A 17131-nucleotide genomic window follows, 5' to 3' on the forward strand; every position below is an offset into this window, starting at 1 on the left:
AACGAGAGAGAACTATGACCCCGGACCAACGTTTTGCCCGCTGGGTGCGTTTGGCGATTGCGCTGTTTGCCGTGCTGTTTGCGTACTTCGTCGTGGCGGATCTGTTCATGCCGCTGACACCTCAGGCTCGGGCGATGCGCCAAGTGACCCAGGTGGCTCCCGAACTGAGCGGCCGCGTGGTGGAAGTGGATGTCAGCAGCAATGCCCATGTCGAGGCGGGTGACGTGCTATTCCGGCTGGATCCCGAACCTTACCGGATCGCGGTCGAGAAGGCCGACCTGGCGCTTGAAGAAGCGGCGCAGCAGAACGCGCGGCTCGATGCCTCTCTGGCGGCGGCGCGGGCAGACCTGACAGCGGCGCGTGCCGATGCCGAGGAGCTGGCGCAGGAGCAGCGCCGTGTGAAGCGTCTGTTGCAGAACAACAGCATCTCGCGCCAGAAGTACGATCAGGTGGTTGCCGATTACCGTGCCGCCGAAGCTGCGGTGGAGGCGGCCGAGGCCAGCATTCATGAACTGGAAGTCCAGCGCGGCGAGAGCGGCGAGGATAATCTGCTGGTGCGCCAGGCGCGCAATGCCCTGGCCAATGCCCAGCTCAACCTGCGCCGGACCACGGTACGTGCCGAGCATGCCGGCAAGGTCGGCAACCTGCAACTTGAGGAGGGGGCCTATGCTCAGGCGGGCGTGCCGGTGATGGCGCTGGTTGGCGAGGCACTGGACATCGTCGCCGATTTTCGCGAGAAGAGCCTGCGTCATGTGGATGCCGGCGACTCGGTACGCGTCTCCTTCGATGCTCTGCCGGGAGCGGTGTTCGAGGCCCGGGTCGTCTCGATAGATGCCGGGGTACGCGAAGGCCAGCAGTTGGCCAATGGTCAACTCACCGATATCCCCACTTCGGATCGCTGGGTGCGTGACGCCCAACGTCTGCGCCTGCATGCCGCACTGGAGGAGACGCTGCCCACCTCGCCGGCCTCTGGGGCGCGCGCCACGGTGCAACTGCTTCCGGAGGACCATCCGCTGATTGGATGGTTTGCCCGCCTGCAGATTCGTCTGGTGAGTCTGATGCACTACATCTACTGAAAACATGTCTATTGATAAAAACACGACTGCTGATACGAACTCGGCGTCTACTGAGCCGTCACCCGAGTCTGCAGGGGAAGAGATGAGCGATCGGCGCCCCGCCGAATCGTTCCCGGCTGCCGGACCGCGAGGCGCGAGACCGCGTGGATTCCGGCGCTCACGCCGCGTCCCGGACCATCTGCGCAGCGCGCTGGGGTGGCTGTTGCAACCACTGAGCGGTCGCTCGCAGGGGGGAGCGGAACTCGATACCAACGGGCTGAGGCAATGCCTGCGTGTTGCCGGAGGGGGAGCGCTGGGGTTCTTGATCAGCCATCTGATGAACTGGAATTACGGTGTCTTTTTCACCATCTTTCCGATGTTCCTGCTGGCTATCCTGCCGACCATCAATGCGCATATCATTCGCCAGTTTCTCGGTGGGGCGGCTATCAACTGTGTCGAGGTGAGTCTGGTCGTCGGACTGTTGAGCCACATGCCGGCCATCATGACGGGTGTGGTCTTCGTGCTGTTCTATACGCGCTTTGCCCTGATGGCGCGGGGGCCGATGTTCCTGTTCGGCGCCAACGGCGTGCTGAGCCTGAGCATCATGTTCCACTTCGCCAGCTATCCCAGCGTGGATCTGTACGACCTGCTGACCAGCAACTTCGTCGCGTCGCTGCTGGCGGTGGCGATTGCCCTGCTGATGTATCAGCTGTTTCCCGATGTGACGCCGCGCCAGCCGCCGGCGCGCCCGCCCAAGTCGTCACGGCAGATACGCCATGAAACGCTGCTCGGCGCGATCATGGCGACGCTGTCCTTCGTGGTGTTTCAGGTCTTCGATCTGCGCGACTCGCTGTCGGCCCAGATGGCGACGATCCTGATCCTGTTCGCGCTGAACTATCCGGGCATGCGCATCTCGGCCCGCAAGCGCATCATCGGCACGCTGCTGGGGTGCAACATGGGGCTGATCATGCAATCGCTGCTGTTCACCTACGCCGACAATCTGTTGCTGGTGCTGATCATGTACTGGATCGGACTGATGCTGTTTGCGCGGGCGCATGTGCTGGAAGGCGGCGCCTCGGGCATCGGTTTTGGCGGGATCTCCACCCTGGGTATCCTGTTCGGCCAGTATCTGGCGCCCAATCAGGATCTCGTCTACAGCGCGCTGTATCGCTTCTCGTCGATGGTCGTCGCCATGGCGGTCGGCCTGGTGGTAATGGCCGGCGTCCATGCGCTGCTCAATCGCTTCGAAGCGACGCGCAGCGATCTCGTCACGAATTGAGGCGATAGATGAGGCGGCGCCTAGCCCAGCTGGGCTGGCGTGTCTGTCGCTCCCATGGCAGTTGCCAGCTCCTGGGCCGTCATGCCGCGGGCGTCGCGGACCTGCTTGTCGGCGCCCTGGGCGAGCAGATGGTCGACGATCTCGGTGCGATTGAACATGGCGGCGAACATCAGCGCCGTCTTGCCGTCGGGCGAGGTACCCTCGATATTCGCACCGTGCTCCAGCAGCAACTGGATCATGGGCAGATTGCCCTTGAAGGCCGCCCCCTCGAGAGGGCTCTGCCCATTGTCGTTGCGCAGTTCGGGATCGGCACCATGCTCAAGAAGGACGCGTGAGGTCTCGAGATGGCCGTGATAGCTGGCCAGCATCAGCAGGCTGTCGCCCTTGTGGTTGCGCAGGTTGGCGGGCAGGCCCTGCTCCAGCAGTTCGCCGATCTGCGGAGTTTCACCGCGGCGGACACTATCGAACACCGCATTGGCAAAGCTGATCATGTCCTCATCGAGTTCCGGCTTTGCCGTTGCAGTTTCGGTATGCGATTGATCCGTCATTGAGTGACTCCTTTGAATGGGGCGGCAGAGGACTTCATGGCTTGCCGGGCGAATCCGGGGCAGCCTCGAACCAGACCGACCTCAAGCCAGACAGCTTTTCAAGCCGGGCAGATTCTCACGCCGGACAGATTCTCAAGATAGACGAGAAGCCGCCTGCCTACCTGCGGCAGTCAGATGGCTGGAGGCTGCCGATATGGCATTGTCTCGGCACGTTTCGATGTCTTCACCTTGGCGGCTGACAGGTACCGGGTCAATTAGGCATTGCCTATAGGCGCGATAAGCCGTTCGACAGGGGCCGAGATGCTACGCTTAGCCATGAGCAAAGGACGCCACGCTGAAGGTGTCATCAGCAGAGCAAAGCAACCGGGAGAATTGGCCATGCATGTCATCATCGATCTGTGCGTCGTTCCGCTGGGCGTCGGCGCCTCCGTTTCACCCTACGTCGCCGAATGCGCAAGGATCATCGACGCTTCGGGGCTCGAACACCGACTGCATGCTTTCGGTACCAATATCGAAGGCCCCTGGGACGAGGTCATGTCGGTCGTCAGACAATGCCATGAGGCGGTACATGCCATGGGGGCACCGCGGATCACTACCACATTGCATGTCGGCACCCGTACGGACGCCGAGTCTTCCATTGCGGGACGTATCGACCGCGTGGAATCGCTGCTCGGCAAGGGCTGACCCGGCCTGCGGGGTCGTCAACCCGCAGGCCAGGCTCGACGGCCGTTAGGCGTAAGGTCGCAGCCGGGGTGAGACTTGCCTGTTAATGTTTCAACGACACTGAATGGTCCAGACGGCCTTGTAGGCTTCACCCTCTTGGGAAAGAGTGCTGAGTTCCGTGTCTTCGTCGATCGTGGCCCCCTCCAATTGCTGTTCGGCGTCTTGTGCGTTGGACGAATCGGGGCGGTACAGATGTTGCTCAGTGATTTCGAACGTGTCCTGATCCTGTTCCTCGCATTGCTCAAGCGCGCGCTCTTTGGCGGCGGCAAGCGCTTCATCACGATCGTCGCCGAGACCGGTGACGACATAGTCCGTCGGGCGTTTTTCCATTGAGCTACTGTCGCTGGCACAACCGGCCAGGGTCAGCGAAGCGATGGCGGCCAGGCCGAAAACCAGTGGCCGACAGCTACGGTGGGGTGACATCATTGCAAGACTCCTTTCCGGGGGTAAGTGGGCGTCCGCAGGGGGACGTCATCTCAATGGCGGTATCGTCCTGATAGCGCAAGATGCATGCTACCGAGCTGAAATGCAGTTATTCGATCAGCCGGAGCGTAGTATGCACTCCTTCTTATAGTCCTCTCTGTTTGGCTCCGCAAGTGCGTTGGCCGGGTGACAATGCTGTCCATTATTGGAGTTATTGGAGCAAGGCTGGAGCATGGCCGATGCCATCCACTTCAGGTGGCGTTCAGGTATCGTGGCCGGGCTGGTGTCGGCAGGCAAAGCTGCGCATACTCGCGAAAAACCCTAGGCAGAGGTGCCCATGGCAACATTGACGAGACATCAGCAGCGGGACGCTCGCGCCTGGCTGGAAACACTGGTGGCGATGCCGACCGTCTCGCAGGATTCCAACCTGACGATGATCGACGAGATGCAAGGCTGGCTGGAAGCTCAGGGCGTGCGCTGCTGGCGGATTTCCGACGACGGCGGGACCAAGGCCAACCTGATGGCGGCGATCGGACCGGAGGTGCCGGGCGGCGTGGTGCTGTCGGGACATACCGATGTGGTTCCGGTGACAGGGCAGCCCTGGACGAGCGATCCGTTTCGGTTGGTCGAGCGCGACGGACGGCTCTATGGCCGCGGCAGTGCCGACATGAAGGGGTTCATCGCCTGCGCGCTGGCGGCGGTGCCGGACATGCTGGCGGCCAGGCTCTCGCGCCCGATCATGCTGGCCTTCTCCTATGACGAGGAGATCGGCTGCCTCGGTGCGCCACGGCTGATCGAAAGGCTGCGTACCACCTTGCCGACACCCAGCGCCGTGATCGTCGGCGAGCCAACCATGATGCAGGTGGTGAATGCCCACAAGGGGATCACCGACATGCGGACCACGGTCACCGGGCGCGCGGCTCATTCCAGCCAGGTCGACCAGGGGGTCAGCGCCATTCATGTCGCCGCGCGGCTGATCACCTTCATCGAGAGCCGCATGCAGGAGCGGATTCGTCATGCAATGCTTGACCACCGCTTCGACGTGCCGCATGCCAGCTACCATGTCGGCAGCGTACACGGCGGTATCGCCACCAACGTCACGGCGCGGGAGTGCCATTTCGAGTGGGAGATACGCCATCTTCCCGGCGAGGATGTCGAGGCCATGCTCGCCGAAGTCGATGCCTTCGCAGAGGAGCTGATCGCGCCGTATCGTCAACGGGCGCCCGAGGCGTGCATCGTCACCGAGCGCCTGATGAACACCGTGCCGGCGCTGGGCGACGGGGAGCGCGAGCCGGCGCTGGCGCTGTGTCGTGAGCTGCTGGGCGAACAGGTGCCCCAGGCCGTGGCCTATACCACCGAGGCGGGACAGTTCCAGGCCGAAGGCTGGCCAACCGTGGTATGCGGCCCGGGCTCGATCCGCGTGGCCCACCAGCCCGACGAATATCTCGAGCTCGAGCAACTGGCAGCCTGCGAGGCCTTCATGCAGCGTCTGGTGGTGCATCTTGCGCACTAGATCATCGTGTCTGGCGTCATCCAGGTCCGGCTGGCCACCAGCAGATGAGCGGTCAACGCCTCGAGGGTGTCGCCACCGTGACGCCAGTGGTGCCAGTAGAGCGGAACGTCGATGTAACTGCTCGAGTCCAGGTCGACCAGGCGCCCCTCGGCGAGTTCGCGGGTAACCTGACGCTCGGGAATCAGGCCGTAGCCCATGCCCGCCAGTGCGAGATGCACGAAGCCCTCCGATGACGGACACAAGTGATGCGGGAAGGGCTCGCGAAAGCCGCGCATCTCCAGATAGCGGTGCTGCAGCCGATCATCCGGGCCGAAGACGATGGCCGGCGCCTGGCGCAGGGCCTGATGATTCAGACCGTCGGGGAAATGCCGCGCCACATAGGCGGGGCTGGCCAGCGCGCGATAGCGCATGCTGCCCAGGGCGTGGGCGCGAGCGCCCTGTACCGGGCGCGAGGTGGCGCAGATGCAGCCGGCCACTTCTCCGTCGCGCATGCGCTTGAGCGCGACGTCCTGATCCTCTACCACCAGATCCAGCAGCACGCCATGGCGCTGGCAGAATTCTCCCGTCGTCTGGGACCACCAGGTCGCCAGGCTGTCGGCATTCAGTGCCAGGCGCAGACGCTGCTCGCGCGTTCCCAGCGCGGGGATCTGATCCAGCAGGTCGTATTCCAGCAGCTTGACCTGCTGGGCGTGGTTGAGTAGGCGTCGGCCCAGCGGCGTCGGGGCGAGCTTGGGGGTGCGAACGAGTACCGGCTGGCCAAGTCGGGCTTCGAGCAGCTTGATGCGCTGGGAGACGGCGGACTGGGTGAGGCCGATATGTTTCGCGCCCCGCTCGAATCCTCCCTGATCGATTACCGCGGCGAGCGCCTCGAGGAGTTTGTAGTCAAGCATCAGTTTCGGTAATTACCCATCTCTTCAATTAATTTCCTTTATACCTTAGGCGAGCTTACGCTGCTTCTCCTTGCCACTCTGGCACCACGGAACGGGGGAAAGTATGTGGAGTTCGGCCATTCAGGGCGTAGTGACCGGGGCAGGGCTGATTATCGCCATCGGTGCGCAGAACGCCTTCGTGCTGGGGCAGGGGCTACGCCGGGAATATCCCTGGACGGTGGCGGCACTCTGCGCGCTCTGCGACTGGCTGCTGATCGGCCTGGGCGTGCTGGGGCTGGGACGGCTGATCGCCAGCCACGAGGGGTTGATGCTGTTGGCCCGACTGGGGGGAGCGGCGTTTCTGCTGTGGCAGGCAGGCCAGGCGCTGCGCCGACTGACTCGTCGCGGCGGTCTGGCCGCCAGCCAGGTGCGCTCGGGGTCGCGTTACCGAGTCGTGCTGGCCACGCTGGGGGTGACGCTGCTCAACCCGCAGGTCTACCTCGACACGCTGATCATGCTGGGCGCGATCGGGGCGGCCCAGGCCAGTCCGCTGGGTTTCTATCTTGGTGCGGCCAGTGCCTCTTTCGGCTGGTTCTTCGGGCTCGTCGCGGCCGCCGGCTGGCTGGCATCGCGCCTGGCCAATCCTTGGGTATGGCGAATCATCGATGCCTGCATCGCAACGCTGCTGATTCTGGTCGCCTGGCGTCTGCTGGCGGGGGATATCACCGCCTCCCCGGCATGATCAGCCGATATGCACCTGGCCTTCGGCATAGCGAATGCCGCGCTGACGTCGCGTGGCGATGAAATAGCCCAGCGTGATCGGGCCGGCGCGGCCCAGTAGCATGGTGACGATCAGCACCAGTTGGCCGGGCAGGGACATCTCTCCGGTAATGCCGCGTGACAGCCCCACTGTACCGAAGGCGGAGACCGTCTCGAAGGCGAGATCGAGAAACGCCTTGTCGGGTTCGGTAAGGGTCAGGGCGAACAGACTGGTGAAAATCAGCAGCATGCCGGCCAGCGCCACGGCCACCGCCTTGAGGACCGTTTCCTCGGGTATTGCACGGCCTAGTGCGGCGGGCTGGGCACTGCCGCGCAGAAAGGCGCGGGCCACCAGAAACAGGATCACGAAGGTGGTGACCTTGATACCGCTGGCCGTCGAACCTGGGCCGGCACCGATGAACATCAACAACATGGTCAGTAGTGTCGAGGGTGCCGTCAATGCGCCGGTATCCACGGTATTGAAGCCGGCAGAACGTGGCGTCACCGCTTGGAACCAGGCAGCCTGTAGCCGCGCACCGATGCCGTCCAGCCCGCCTAGGGTGGCGGGATTACGCCATTCGAGCAGCAACAGGGCGATCATTGACACCCCGATCAGAGCCAGCGTCGTGAGCAGCACGAGGCGGGCATGCAGCGAGAGGCCTGCTTGCCTGCGCCGCCCGATGAGTTCGGCGATCACCACGAATCCCAGGCCGCCGGTGATGAACAGTACACTGATCACGCCATTGACCAATGGATTGGCGACGTCGGATGCCAGGCTGTCGGGCCAGGTCGAGAACCCGGCATTGTTGAACGCCGAAATGGCATGGAACACGCTGAACCAGGCTCCTTTCAGTGGCCCGTATTCGGGTACCCAACTGATGGCCAGTAGCAGTGCGCCGCATGTCTCGGCGATCAGAGCGAAAAGAATGATCAGGCGCACCAGATGGACCAGATCCTTGAAGGAAGTGTGGCTCAGGCTTTCGCGCAGTAGTTTCTGCTGCTGAAGTGGCAGGCGCATGCCCAGCAGCAGCAAAGTCAGGGCGGTGAAGGTCATGAAGCCGAGGCCGCCAAGCTGGATGAGGCTCAGCACCACGATTTGCCCGAACAGGGTGAGCCCCGAGGTGTCGACGATGGTCAGGCCGGTGACGGTCACGGCGGAGGTGGCCGTAAAAAGCGCCTCGTTCCAGGCCAAGGGGGTGTAGGCGGCAATAGGCAGATGCAGCAGCAAAGTACCGACAGCGCTAAGCAGAGCAAAGCCGAGCAGCAGCAGTTCGGGGGGCGAAAAGCGAATCACGCCTCCATGGGGAAAGTGCCGGAAGGGGCGGGCAAGACGTTGGCGGAGCCTCATGGTGACGGGAGATCTCTCTTGGCTGGGCTTGAGTGACTGGACTTAAAGTTTCTTTCCCAACGAGCGTAGGTCGTCCAGGTCGCCGATCAGGATCAGGTTGTCCTGTTCCTGTAGCCGGGTATCCGCATCGGGGGATGACAGCAGCTCATGGCCGCGCTTGATGGCGATCAGCGACATGTGGTTGTCGTCCAGATCGAGGTCGCCTACCGTCGTGCACTGCTCGCAGAGGCGGTGGCTGACCTGCAGGTCCACGACGAACTGGCGATCGCCCAGATCGATGAAATCCACCAGCGCGTGGTAGTGCAGGCTTTCCGCCACGCGGATGCCCGCGTCGTGCTCGGGATAGATGACACGATCGGCGCCCAGATGATCGAGCAGACGATAATGCGTATCCGAATGGGCCTTGACCCAGATTTCGCGGGCCCCTTGCTCACGCGCCAGCAGGGTGCAGGTCAGGCTGGCCTCGAGATTGTCGTCCACGGCAATGATGACGGCGTCGTATTCTCCCAGGGAAAGTTCGGCAAGCGCCTGCTCATTGGTAATATCGGCGACCAGCGCATGGCTGAGCTGGTCGGCCAGCGTGTTGACCCGTTCTTCGTCGTGATCGACACCCAGTACCTGATTGCCGCGACGCCGGAGTTCCTGGGCGACGGTCACCCCGAAGTAGCCTAGCCCCAGAATGGCGAACTGACGTGACATCTGCGTTCCTCCTGTCCGTGTCCTTGCGCCCGCATCCCGCCGTTTGGGAGCGGCTCGGCGAGCCGTGGTCCTGTTACCATACGGTTCGGCTGCGCTGCTGTCACGCTGGGTGTATCGAGCCTGCACCACGCGACGCAGCGCGCGCCATACCGGAGCGTCCGGCACGCATTCGCGAACCATTGCCGGAAACGGGTAGAATCGCCGCGTGGGCAATGCTGCGTATTGCGTTGCATGAACCACCCTCATCCTTCGTTAGGTGCACCATGACAGCAAGACAGCAACCCAAGAATCTGTGGATCGGCCGCTGGGGGTTCATCCTCGCCGCCACCGGCTCGGCCGTGGGGCTGGGCAACATCTGGAAGTTTCCCTACATGACCGGCGAGTATGGTGGCGGCGCCTTCGTGCTGGTCTATCTGGCCTGTATTCTCGCCATCGGTATCCCGATCATGATGACCGAGATCGCCTTCGGCCGGCGCGGTCGGGGCAGCCCGATCGACGCCGTGCGGCGGGTGGCCCTGGAGTCCGGCAGTAGCCGCGTCTGGTCGCTGATCGGCTGGATGTCGATGCTGGCGGGTTTCATGATCCTGTCGTTCTACGTGGTCGTGGCCGGTTGGGCGGTTTCCTATCTATGGAAGGCGATCAGTGGCGGGCTCGACGGCAGCAGCGTCGAGGAGATGGCGGCGATCTTTGGCGCCAACAACGCCAACCCGTGGAACCTGGGCTTCTGGAGCACGCTGGTGACCATCGTGACCATGGTTATCGTCGGTAAAGGTGTGCAGGAGGGCATCGAGAAGAATGTACGCTGGATGATGCCGGGGATGGTCATCATGCTGGCGATCATGATCGTTTACGCCATGTTCTCGGGCGGCTTCGGCGCGGCGGTCGATTTCCTGTTCTCCTTCGAGATCGGCAAGCTCTCCAGTGAAGGGCTGCTCGCTGCCATGGGACACGCCTTTTTCACCCTGTCGCTAGCGGCGGGGGCGATCATGGCGTATGGCGCCTATCTGCCCGACGACAAGTCCATCGCGCGAACCACCTTTACCGTGGCGATCTGCGATACGCTCATCGCGCTGATGGCCGGGCTGGCAATCTTCCCGATCATCTTCGCCAACGGCATGGACCCCGCCAGCGGGCCGGGGCTGATCTTCATGAGTCTACCGCTGGCCTTTCAGCAGATGCCGATGGGCACGCTGCTCGAAGCGATCTTCTTCATCATGCTCACCGTGGCGGCGCTGACCTCGGCGATCTCCATGATCGAGGCCACCGTGGCCTGGCTGACAGAAAGCAAGGGCATGACGCGCACAAGCGCCTCCTGGGCGACCGGTATCGTGCTATGGCTGGTCAGTACCCTGGCGATGCTCTCCTTCAACCTCGGTGCCGACTGGACGCTGGCCGGCAAGACCTTCTTCGACTGGCTGGATTACCTGACGTCGCGCTGGATGATGCCGCTGGGTGGGCTGGGCATGGCGATCATGGCCGGTTTCGTGCTCAACAACGAGATCTTCCGCTCGGAGCTGGGACTATCTCACAAGTCGTATGCGCTGTGGCTGTTCATGGTGCGCTACGTGAGCCCGCTGGGTATCGTGCTGATCTTCATCGACGCGCTGGGCCTGATGACGCTCGACATGGCGACACAATGGCCCTGGTTCGTGGCCTTGCTCATCGTCATTACCCTGCTTGGCGAGTGGTTCAGTCCGCGCCTGCGGCGTTCGCCGGCGAGCTGATCGGCTGACTCCGGTCCTGGCCGGGCCGCTTGCCGAAGTGCTACAACAAGAAGTGCCACAAGAAGCCCCGCATCGTCGATGCGGGGCTTTCGCCGTTTAAGCCTGCGGTTGTGCCATAGACAGTTAAGGCGGCGTCCTCGCTACTCGATTTCCCAGCTCACGTTGACTCCGGCATCGATGCTGATCTCGCCGGGACGATATTCCGGTACGGACCGGGAGTCCGCGGCTTCGCTGCGCATCGACATCATCTTGGGCATGAAGATGGGCGCATTGGTTTCCTGGATGCTGCTGACCTGACCGAGCTTCACGTTCATGGTGCGGGCCATCAGTCGGGCCTTGTGTGTAGCGCGTTCGAGCGCCCGGGTCAGGGCCTGATCGGTCGCGGCGTCGCGGTCCTGAAGGTCGTACTCTACGCCGTCCAGCGCATTGACCCCGGCCTCGGTCAGCGCATCGAGAATGGTGGGCAGCTGGGTGAGGTCGCGGATCGTCAGCGTCAGAGGACGCTCGATCTGGGTGCGCACCCAAGGCTCCGAGTTCTGGGTCTGCTGCCCCGGACGCTGCACATATTCGGGACGAATAGTGAGCGAGCCGGCACGAATCGCGTCCGCTTCCAGACCATTGCTTTCGAGGGTGCGGATCAGCTCTCCGGTACGCTGTTCGAGGCGCTCACGAGCCTCACGCAGCGCCTGCGGATCAGTCGTCTCTTCTTCGCGCTGGGCAATGGCCGGCGTCCGTTCCCAGAGGCGGGCGCTGAGGGTCGCCATGTCCGGTACCACGTCGAGGGTCGCCTGTGCCTGGACCGTCAGGCGTGGCGGCTCCGCAGTGGACGACTGCTGGGCCATGAGCGGCGAGCCATACAGGCCGGCGCTCAGGCACAGCAGTGCCAGCAAGGATCGCGAACGCGGCAGGGCGCGAGAGGGCATGTTCGGCATAACGGTCTCCTTGTGATTCGGCGGGCGCGGGGCAATGTCCAGCGCCCTGAAACGCCATGCTATCCTGTCGGCTTTCTCCGCGGCGAGGCGATTTCGCGTGTGGCACATTGTTTCCTCATTCCGCAGGGTCGCAATCCGTCTGACATGGACCATGCTGCTGATTCAATTGCCGGGCCTGACCATGGCAATGACGGTAGTCGACGACAGCGGACGCACGGTTCATCTCGAAACTCCGGCGCAGCGCGTGGTGGCGCTGGCACCGCATGTCGCGGAGATGCTGTTTGCGGTGGGGGCCGGTGACACGCTGGTCGGGGTCATCGAGGGCAGCGATTTCCCCCAGGCCGCAGAAGCCCTGCCCCGAGTGGGCAGCTACCGGGGGATACCCTTGGAAGCGATAGTGATTCGCGAGCCGGATCTCGTCATCACCTGGGCCAGCGGTACGCCACGGGAGCTGGTCGAGCGTCTCAGGGCGCTGGGGATCGCCGTCTATGAAAGCGAGCCCCGCCAGCTTGTCCAGGTTGCCGAAGACATGCGTGAACTGGGCCGGCTGACCGGCCATGCCGTCGAAGGGAAAGCCGCCGCCGAGACGTTTCGCCAACGCCTCGAGGCGCTACGACAGGTACTGAGCCCCGCACCGCGGGTATTTTTCCAACTGGGGCACGATCCGCTCACGACGCTGGCTGGCGGCCATATCGTCACCGAGGTGATCCGCCATTGCGGGGGTGAGCCGCTGTTTGCCGACAGTCCGGTGCTGGTACCGCAGATCGGGCGCGAAGCGCTGATCGAGGCCCGCCCCGAGGTGATTCTCGCCGTTGCCGATAACGACGCCTGGAAACGGCAGTGGCAGGCACTCGACGTATTGCCGGCAGTCCGCCATCATCGACTGTACACGCTCGATCCCGATGCCATCAGCCGCCCCGGGCCGCGCATTCTTCAGGCGGTGGAGGCGGTCTGCCGGGACCTGGCGCAGCCATGAGTCGCGGCGGTTGTCGATACATTTCGCCAGCCTGTCGGTCCCGGGCATATCGATGTCGAATGGGGGAAGCTCGTGATCTTTCCCCCGGTGTCCAATGGCGGATCTAGGATTTATACGAAAAGTGCCTGCGCTCGCCGACTTTTCGGACAACCCTAAGTCATTGCCTGCTCGGTGAGGTATGCCATGTCCATCAGTGTGTTCGATCTGTTCAAGATCGGTGTCGGTCCATCCAGTTCTCATACGGTCGGGCCCATGCGCGCCGCCTACGACTTCGTCACGGCACTGCGCGAGCAGGACCTGCTCGAAGGGGTGACACGCGTCGAAGTGCAATTATTCGGTTCCCTGGCGGCAACGGGTGTCGGTCACGGTACCGATCGGGCGGTGGTCATGGGGCTGATGGGCGAGCGCCCCGACCGGATCGATCCGGCAGTCATCTCGCCGTGCCTCGAGGAGCTCCACGAGGCGCAGGTGTTGCGGTTGGCCGGTCATCTGTCGATCTCCTTCGTCTGGAAGCGCGACATGCAGTGGCACGAGGAGAGTCTGCCGCATCATCCCAACGCCCTGCGCCTGACCGCCTACGCCCAAGGCGATGAACTTTACCAAAACACCTATTACTCGGTGGGGGGCGGTTTCGTCGTCGACGAGGCGCAGGCGCGGGAGGGTTCCGTGGATACCGATACCACGCCGCTGCCCTATGATTTCTCCAGCGCCGTCGAACTGCTGGCGCTGTGCCGCCGGCACCGATTGCGCATCAGCCAGCTCATGATGGAAAACGAAAAGGCGTGGCGCGACGAGACCACTATCCGCGACGAGCTCTGGCGCATCTGGCAGGCCATGCGCGAGTGTGTCGCGAACGGTCTGGAGCACGAGGGCATATTGCCCGGCGGCCTCAACGTCCGCCGCCGTGCCAGGCGCTGGCATCAACGGCTGCTGGCCGCCGAGGGAAATCCGGGGCTGATCGCCTCGACGTTCTCGGCGATGGACTGGGTCAATCTCTTTGCGCTGGCGGTCAACGAGGAGAATGCCGCCGGTGGGCGTATGGTCACGGCACCCACCAACGGGGCGGCGGGCATCATTCCCGCCGTGCTGCACTACTACATGAAATTCCAGCCCGGCGCTTGCGAGCGCGACGTGGTCGACTTCCTGTTGACCGCAGGGGCGGTGGGGATACTCTGCAAGAAGAACGCCTCGATCTCCGGCGCCGAGGTCGGTTGCCAGGGAGAGGTCGGTTCGGCCTGCGCGATGGCTGCGGCGGGACTTGCCGAGGTGATGGGGGGCACGCCCGATCAGGTCGAGAATGCGGCGGAAATCGGCCTGGAACACAATCTCGGCCTGACCTGCGATCCCATCGGGGGACTGGTCCAGATTCCCTGCATCGAGCGCAACGCGATGGCCGCGATGAAGGCGATCAATGCGGCCCAGATGGCGCTATGCGGCGACGGCGAGCACTTCGTGTCGCTGGACAAGGCCATCCGCACCATGCGGGAGACGGGGCGTGACATGCAGGACAAGTACAAGGAAACCTCGCGCGGCGGCCTGGCGGTCAACGCCATCGAGTGCTGAGGATGACCCGAGCGAGACGGTACCGAATGCGACATCCGGGTAGCCGTGAGCGACACGGGTGGGGTCTGAACCCGCTTTCTGGCGGTCGATGAACAAATTATTACTGTCTTGCTTCGACATGGAGATTACATTGGCGGTGGACATGGTTGCCGTTCTTCCTGTTTATCAGCGATCAGGTGACATGCCATAACAAAGATAAAACCGAAAACCCGTGAGGGCGCCTGGAAGCGTTCCAGGAAGGAGATGACCTGAATGGCCTCGTCCCATAACATGACGAATGTCCCCTCGGCGGCTTCCTCGGCTGCCTCCCCTCAGACCCTCGGCTTTCTGCTGCTGGACAACTTCACCCTGATTTCGCTTGCCTCGGCCATAGAGCCGTTGCGGATGGCGAACCAGTTGGCGGGCCGTGAACTCTATCGCTGGTATACCCTGTCACTGGATGGCGCACCGGTACGAGCCAGCGACGGACTTCAGGTCACGCCCGATGCCGCCACCACCATTCCACTATCGCTGGACTGGGTGGTCGTGTGCGGTGGCGTCGGCCCGCAGCATAGCGTCACGCGTGAACACGTCCACTGGCTTCAGGCGCAGTCGCGTCAGTTGCGGCGGCTGGGTGCGGTGTGCACCGGAAGCTGGGCCCTGGCCAAGGCAGGGCTCCTCGACCACTACGAGACCAGTATCCATTGGGAGTGTCTGGCATCCATGCAGGAAGCCTTCCCCAAGGTCGCCCTGACCATGCGGCTATTCTCCATCGACCGGGACCGCTTCACGGCGTCTGGCGGAACGGCACCGCTCGACATGATGCTGAACCTGATCGGGCGCGACCACGGCCGCGAGCTTGCGGCGGGTATCTCCGAAATGTTCATCTACGAGCGTGTACGCAACGAGCAGGATCAGCAGCGTGTACCGCTCAAGCATGTACTGGGGACGACCCAGCCCAAGCTGCTGGAAATCGTCGCGCTGATGGAATCCAATCTCGAAGAGCCGATCGAGCTCGACGAACTGGCCAGTTACGTCGATGTCTCGCGTCGTCAATTGGAGCGCTTGTTCCAGAAGTATCTGCGCTGCTCGCCTTCGCGTTATTACCTCAAGTTGCGCCTGGTACGGGCACGCCAGTTGCTGAAACAGACCTCCCTGTCGATCATCGAGGTCGCGTCCGTGTGCGGCTTCGTCTCGACGCCGCATTTCTCGAAGTGCTATCGCGAGTATTTCGGGGTGCCGCCGCGGGATGAGCGCTCGGGTGTCCAGAGCCGACAAGGCCGCGGTAGCGGTTCCCCATGCGTGGCCCAGGCATGGGCGGCCGAGCCATCTGCCAACGAACCTGTCTCCAGAGCTCTGCTGGCGCTGGCAAATGCAAAGGGCGAGCCGACCTTCGCCAGCGTGCCGCTGCTGAACTGACCCTACCAAGCCTGCATCATTGAGGTGATACGAGCTGCCCGTGCCAAGGGCAGCTCGGCTTTCTGCTGCGAATAATCCTCCTCCCTGGCGTTCTGTCGACCTACGGTTTCGTGCGCGGGCGTCGTATTCAAGAAGCCATGACGTTTTTGGAATTTTCATCGTCGCTTCCAAGCGTCGAGCGACGTCGAGGCAAGGCTATGCTCCTCGCATAAGTCACCGCTTGGAGCCTCGCCATGACCCCTGCCGAACTGCACGACGACGCCATCGTCATCGATGGTCTGATCATTGCCAAATGGAACCGTGAATTGCTCGAGGACATGCGCCGGGGCGGCCTGACCGCGGCCAATTGCACCGTGTCGGTATGGGAAGGCTTCCAGGCCACGGTCAACAACATCGTGGCCTCCAACAGGCTGATGGCCGAGTGCAGCGATCTGGTGCGCCCGGTGCGCACCACGGCGGATATCACCCGGGCCAAGGAAGAGGGCAAGACCGGCATCATCTACGGTTTCCAGAACGCTCATGCCTTCGAGGACCAGATCGGCTACGTCGAGGTCTTCAAGCAGCTCGGCGTGGGCATCGTGCAGATGTGCTACAACACCCAGAATCTGGTCGGCACCGGTTGCTACGAGCGCGACGGCGGGTTGTCCGGCTTCGGTCGCGAGATCGTCGCCGAGATGAATCGCGTCGGCATCATGTGTGACCTGTCGCATGTCGGCGCCACGACCTCCGAGGAGGTCATTCTCGAGTCGCAGAAGCCGGTCTGCTACTCGCACTGCCTGCCCTCCGGCCTCAAGGAACACCCGCGCAACAAGTCCGACGAGGAACTCAAGTTCATTGCCGATCACGGCGGTTTCGTCGGCGTGACCATGTTCGCGCCATTTCTCAAGAAAGGCATCGATTCGACCATCGACGACTACTGCGAGGCCATCGAGTACGTGATGAACCTCGTCGGTGAGGATGCCATCGGTATCGGTACCGACTTCACGCAAGGGCATGGCCATGACTTCTTCGAGTGGCTGACCCACGACAAGGGTTACGCCCGCCGTCTCACCAATTTCGGCAAAATCGTCAACCCGGAAGGCATCCGCACCATCGGCGAGTTTCCCAACCTGACCGAGGCGCTGCTGCGTCGCGGCATGAGCGAAGCTCAGGTACGCAAGATCATGGGCGAGAACTGGGTAAGGGTGCTCAGGGACGTCTGGGGAAGCTAGAGCGAAGAAGGAAGAGAAAAGAGGGAAGAAGGCGGTCGCCGTGCCCTCTGTCTCCCCTCTCTTCGCTCTTCTCCCTTACCTCTTCTTTCTTCTATATAACGACAATTCGAG

The 17131-nt window shown here is 62.8% G+C and carries 16 protein-coding genes; 10 read left to right on the forward strand and 6 right to left on the reverse strand.

What is annotated here, in order from left to right; translation table 11 throughout:
* Nucleotides 1-14: 14 nt before the first annotated feature.
* On the forward strand, nt 15-1076 hold the full coding sequence (locus ACYQ12_RS07625; protein ID WP_459869744.1) for an HlyD family secretion protein: 1062 nt from the start codon (nt 15-17) through the stop codon (nt 1074-1076).
* A gap of 82 nt (nt 1077-1158) precedes the next feature.
* Nucleotides 1159-2334: a DUF2955 domain-containing protein gene (locus ACYQ12_RS07630; RefSeq protein ID WP_459869746.1), complete on the forward strand. Its 1176-nt coding sequence runs from the start codon at nt 1159-1161 to the stop codon at nt 2332-2334.
* Between the two features lie 20 nt (nt 2335-2354).
* Here ACYQ12_RS07630 and ACYQ12_RS07635 read toward each other — a convergent pair whose 3' ends face one another.
* Entirely contained in the window at nt 2355-2882 is a 528-nt protein-coding gene (locus tag ACYQ12_RS07635) for an ankyrin repeat domain-containing protein (protein ID WP_459869749.1), read from the reverse strand.
* A 378-nt stretch (nt 2883-3260) separates the two neighbouring features.
* Between ACYQ12_RS07635 and ACYQ12_RS07640 the strand changes: the two genes are divergently transcribed.
* Entirely contained in the window at nt 3261-3566 is a 306-nt protein-coding gene (locus ACYQ12_RS07640) for an MTH1187 family thiamine-binding protein (RefSeq protein WP_459869751.1), read from the forward strand.
* Nucleotides 3567-3656: 90 nt separating this feature from the next.
* Here the strand turns inward: ACYQ12_RS07640 and ACYQ12_RS07645 are convergent, their stop codons facing one another.
* The gene (locus ACYQ12_RS07645; protein WP_459869754.1) at nt 3657-4031 is read right to left on the reverse strand and encodes a hypothetical protein; all 375 of its coding nucleotides are present in this window, start codon (nt 4029-4031) and stop codon (nt 3657-3659) included.
* Between the two features lie 334 nt (nt 4032-4365).
* Between ACYQ12_RS07645 and argE the strand changes: the two genes are divergently transcribed.
* Nucleotides 4366-5541 carry an acetylornithine deacetylase gene (gene argE, locus ACYQ12_RS07650; protein WP_459869757.1) on the forward strand — a complete coding sequence of 392 codons (1176 nt, stop codon included), beginning with the start codon at nt 4366-4368 and terminating at the stop codon, nt 5539-5541.
* Here argE and ACYQ12_RS07655 read toward each other — a convergent pair.
* Entirely contained in the window at nt 5538-6431 is an 894-nt protein-coding gene (locus tag ACYQ12_RS07655) for a LysR family transcriptional regulator ArgP (RefSeq protein WP_459869760.1), read from the reverse strand. The genes argE and ACYQ12_RS07655 overlap by 4 nt on opposite strands.
* A gap of 103 nt (nt 6432-6534) precedes the next feature.
* On the opposite strand from ACYQ12_RS07655, the gene ACYQ12_RS07660 reads away from it, so the two are divergent.
* On the forward strand, nt 6535-7152 hold the full coding sequence (locus ACYQ12_RS07660; protein ID WP_459869763.1) for a LysE/ArgO family amino acid transporter: 618 nt from the start codon (nt 6535-6537) through the stop codon (nt 7150-7152).
* On the opposite strand, the gene ACYQ12_RS07665 is transcribed toward ACYQ12_RS07660, so the two are convergent.
* Together ACYQ12_RS07665 and ACYQ12_RS07670 are read right to left on the reverse strand one after the other, a co-directional pair.
* A complete protein-coding gene (locus ACYQ12_RS07665) occupies nt 7153-8517 on the reverse strand; it encodes a TrkH family potassium uptake protein (protein ID WP_459869766.1) in 1365 nt (454 codons plus the stop codon).
* 42 nt (nt 8518-8559) lie between these two features.
* Nucleotides 8560-9216, reverse strand: coding sequence for a potassium channel family protein (locus tag ACYQ12_RS07670; protein ID WP_459869769.1), 657 nt, complete (start codon nt 9214-9216; stop codon nt 8560-8562).
* A gap of 263 nt (nt 9217-9479) precedes the next feature.
* Between ACYQ12_RS07670 and ACYQ12_RS07675 the strand changes: the two genes are divergently transcribed.
* Complete coding sequence (locus tag ACYQ12_RS07675; protein WP_459869771.1) at nt 9480-10940, forward strand: sodium-dependent transporter; 1461 nt, start codon at nt 9480-9482, stop codon at nt 10938-10940.
* A 140-nt stretch (nt 10941-11080) separates the two neighbouring features.
* Here the strand turns inward: ACYQ12_RS07675 and ACYQ12_RS07680 are convergent, their stop codons facing one another.
* Nucleotides 11081-11872 carry an SIMPL domain-containing protein gene (locus ACYQ12_RS07680; protein WP_459869773.1) on the reverse strand — a complete coding sequence of 264 codons (792 nt, stop codon included), beginning with the start codon at nt 11870-11872 and terminating at the stop codon, nt 11081-11083.
* Nucleotides 11873-12023: 151 nt separating this feature from the next.
* Here ACYQ12_RS07680 and ACYQ12_RS07685 point away from each other — a divergent pair, with 151 nt between their 5' ends.
* The 4 genes from ACYQ12_RS07685 to ACYQ12_RS07700 all read left to right on the forward strand — a co-directional run bounded on the left by ACYQ12_RS07685 (nt 12024) and on the right by ACYQ12_RS07700 (nt 17020).
* Nucleotides 12024-12848 carry a cobalamin-binding protein gene (locus ACYQ12_RS07685; RefSeq protein WP_459869776.1) on the forward strand — a complete coding sequence of 275 codons (825 nt, stop codon included), beginning with the start codon at nt 12024-12026 and terminating at the stop codon, nt 12846-12848.
* 183 nt (nt 12849-13031) lie between these two features.
* Nucleotides 13032-14411, forward strand: coding sequence for an L-serine ammonia-lyase (locus tag ACYQ12_RS07690; protein ID WP_459869778.1), 1380 nt, complete (start codon nt 13032-13034; stop codon nt 14409-14411).
* Between the two features lie 252 nt (nt 14412-14663).
* On the forward strand, nt 14664-15809 hold the full coding sequence (gene gbdR, locus ACYQ12_RS07695) for a choline metabolism transcriptional regulator GbdR (RefSeq protein WP_459869781.1): 1146 nt from the start codon (nt 14664-14666) through the stop codon (nt 15807-15809).
* 233 nt (nt 15810-16042) lie between these two features.
* Nucleotides 16043-17020, forward strand: a complete 978-nt coding sequence (locus tag ACYQ12_RS07700; protein WP_459869784.1) for a dipeptidase — start codon at nt 16043-16045, stop codon at nt 17018-17020.
* The last annotated feature ends 111 nt before the right edge of the window (nt 17021-17131 follow it).

It is taken from the genome of Halomonas shantousis (assembly GCF_054654615.1).

Coding starts and splice junctions, on each gene's coding strand:
- ACYQ12_RS07625 (WP_459869744.1), top strand. CDS start 15: ATGACCCCGGACCAACGTTTTGCCCGCTGGGTGCGTTTGGCGATTGCG.
- ACYQ12_RS07630 (WP_459869746.1), top strand. CDS start 1,159: ATGAGCGATCGGCGCCCCGCCGAATCGTTCCCGGCTGCCGGACCGCGA.
- ACYQ12_RS07635 (WP_459869749.1), bottom strand. CDS start 2,882: ATGACGGATCAATCGCATACCGAAACTGCAACGGCAAAGCCGGAACTC.
- ACYQ12_RS07640 (WP_459869751.1), top strand. CDS start 3,261: ATGCATGTCATCATCGATCTGTGCGTCGTTCCGCTGGGCGTCGGCGCC.
- ACYQ12_RS07645 (WP_459869754.1), bottom strand. CDS start 4,031: ATGATGTCACCCCACCGTAGCTGTCGGCCACTGGTTTTCGGCCTGGCC.
- argE (WP_459869757.1), top strand. CDS start 4,366: ATGGCAACATTGACGAGACATCAGCAGCGGGACGCTCGCGCCTGGCTG.
- ACYQ12_RS07655 (WP_459869760.1), bottom strand. CDS start 6,431: ATGCTTGACTACAAACTCCTCGAGGCGCTCGCCGCGGTAATCGATCAG.
- ACYQ12_RS07660 (WP_459869763.1), top strand. CDS start 6,535: ATGTGGAGTTCGGCCATTCAGGGCGTAGTGACCGGGGCAGGGCTGATT.
- ACYQ12_RS07665 (WP_459869766.1), bottom strand. CDS start 8,517: ATGAGGCTCCGCCAACGTCTTGCCCGCCCCTTCCGGCACTTTCCCCAT.
- ACYQ12_RS07670 (WP_459869769.1), bottom strand. CDS start 9,216: ATGTCACGTCAGTTCGCCATTCTGGGGCTAGGCTACTTCGGGGTGACC.
- ACYQ12_RS07675 (WP_459869771.1), top strand. CDS start 9,480: ATGACAGCAAGACAGCAACCCAAGAATCTGTGGATCGGCCGCTGGGGG.
- ACYQ12_RS07680 (WP_459869773.1), bottom strand. CDS start 11,872: ATGCCGAACATGCCCTCTCGCGCCCTGCCGCGTTCGCGATCCTTGCTG.
- ACYQ12_RS07685 (WP_459869776.1), top strand. CDS start 12,024: ATGCTGCTGATTCAATTGCCGGGCCTGACCATGGCAATGACGGTAGTC.
- ACYQ12_RS07690 (WP_459869778.1), top strand. CDS start 13,032: ATGTCCATCAGTGTGTTCGATCTGTTCAAGATCGGTGTCGGTCCATCC.
- gbdR (WP_459869781.1), top strand. CDS start 14,664: ATGGCCTCGTCCCATAACATGACGAATGTCCCCTCGGCGGCTTCCTCG.
- ACYQ12_RS07700 (WP_459869784.1), top strand. CDS start 16,043: ATGACCCCTGCCGAACTGCACGACGACGCCATCGTCATCGATGGTCTG.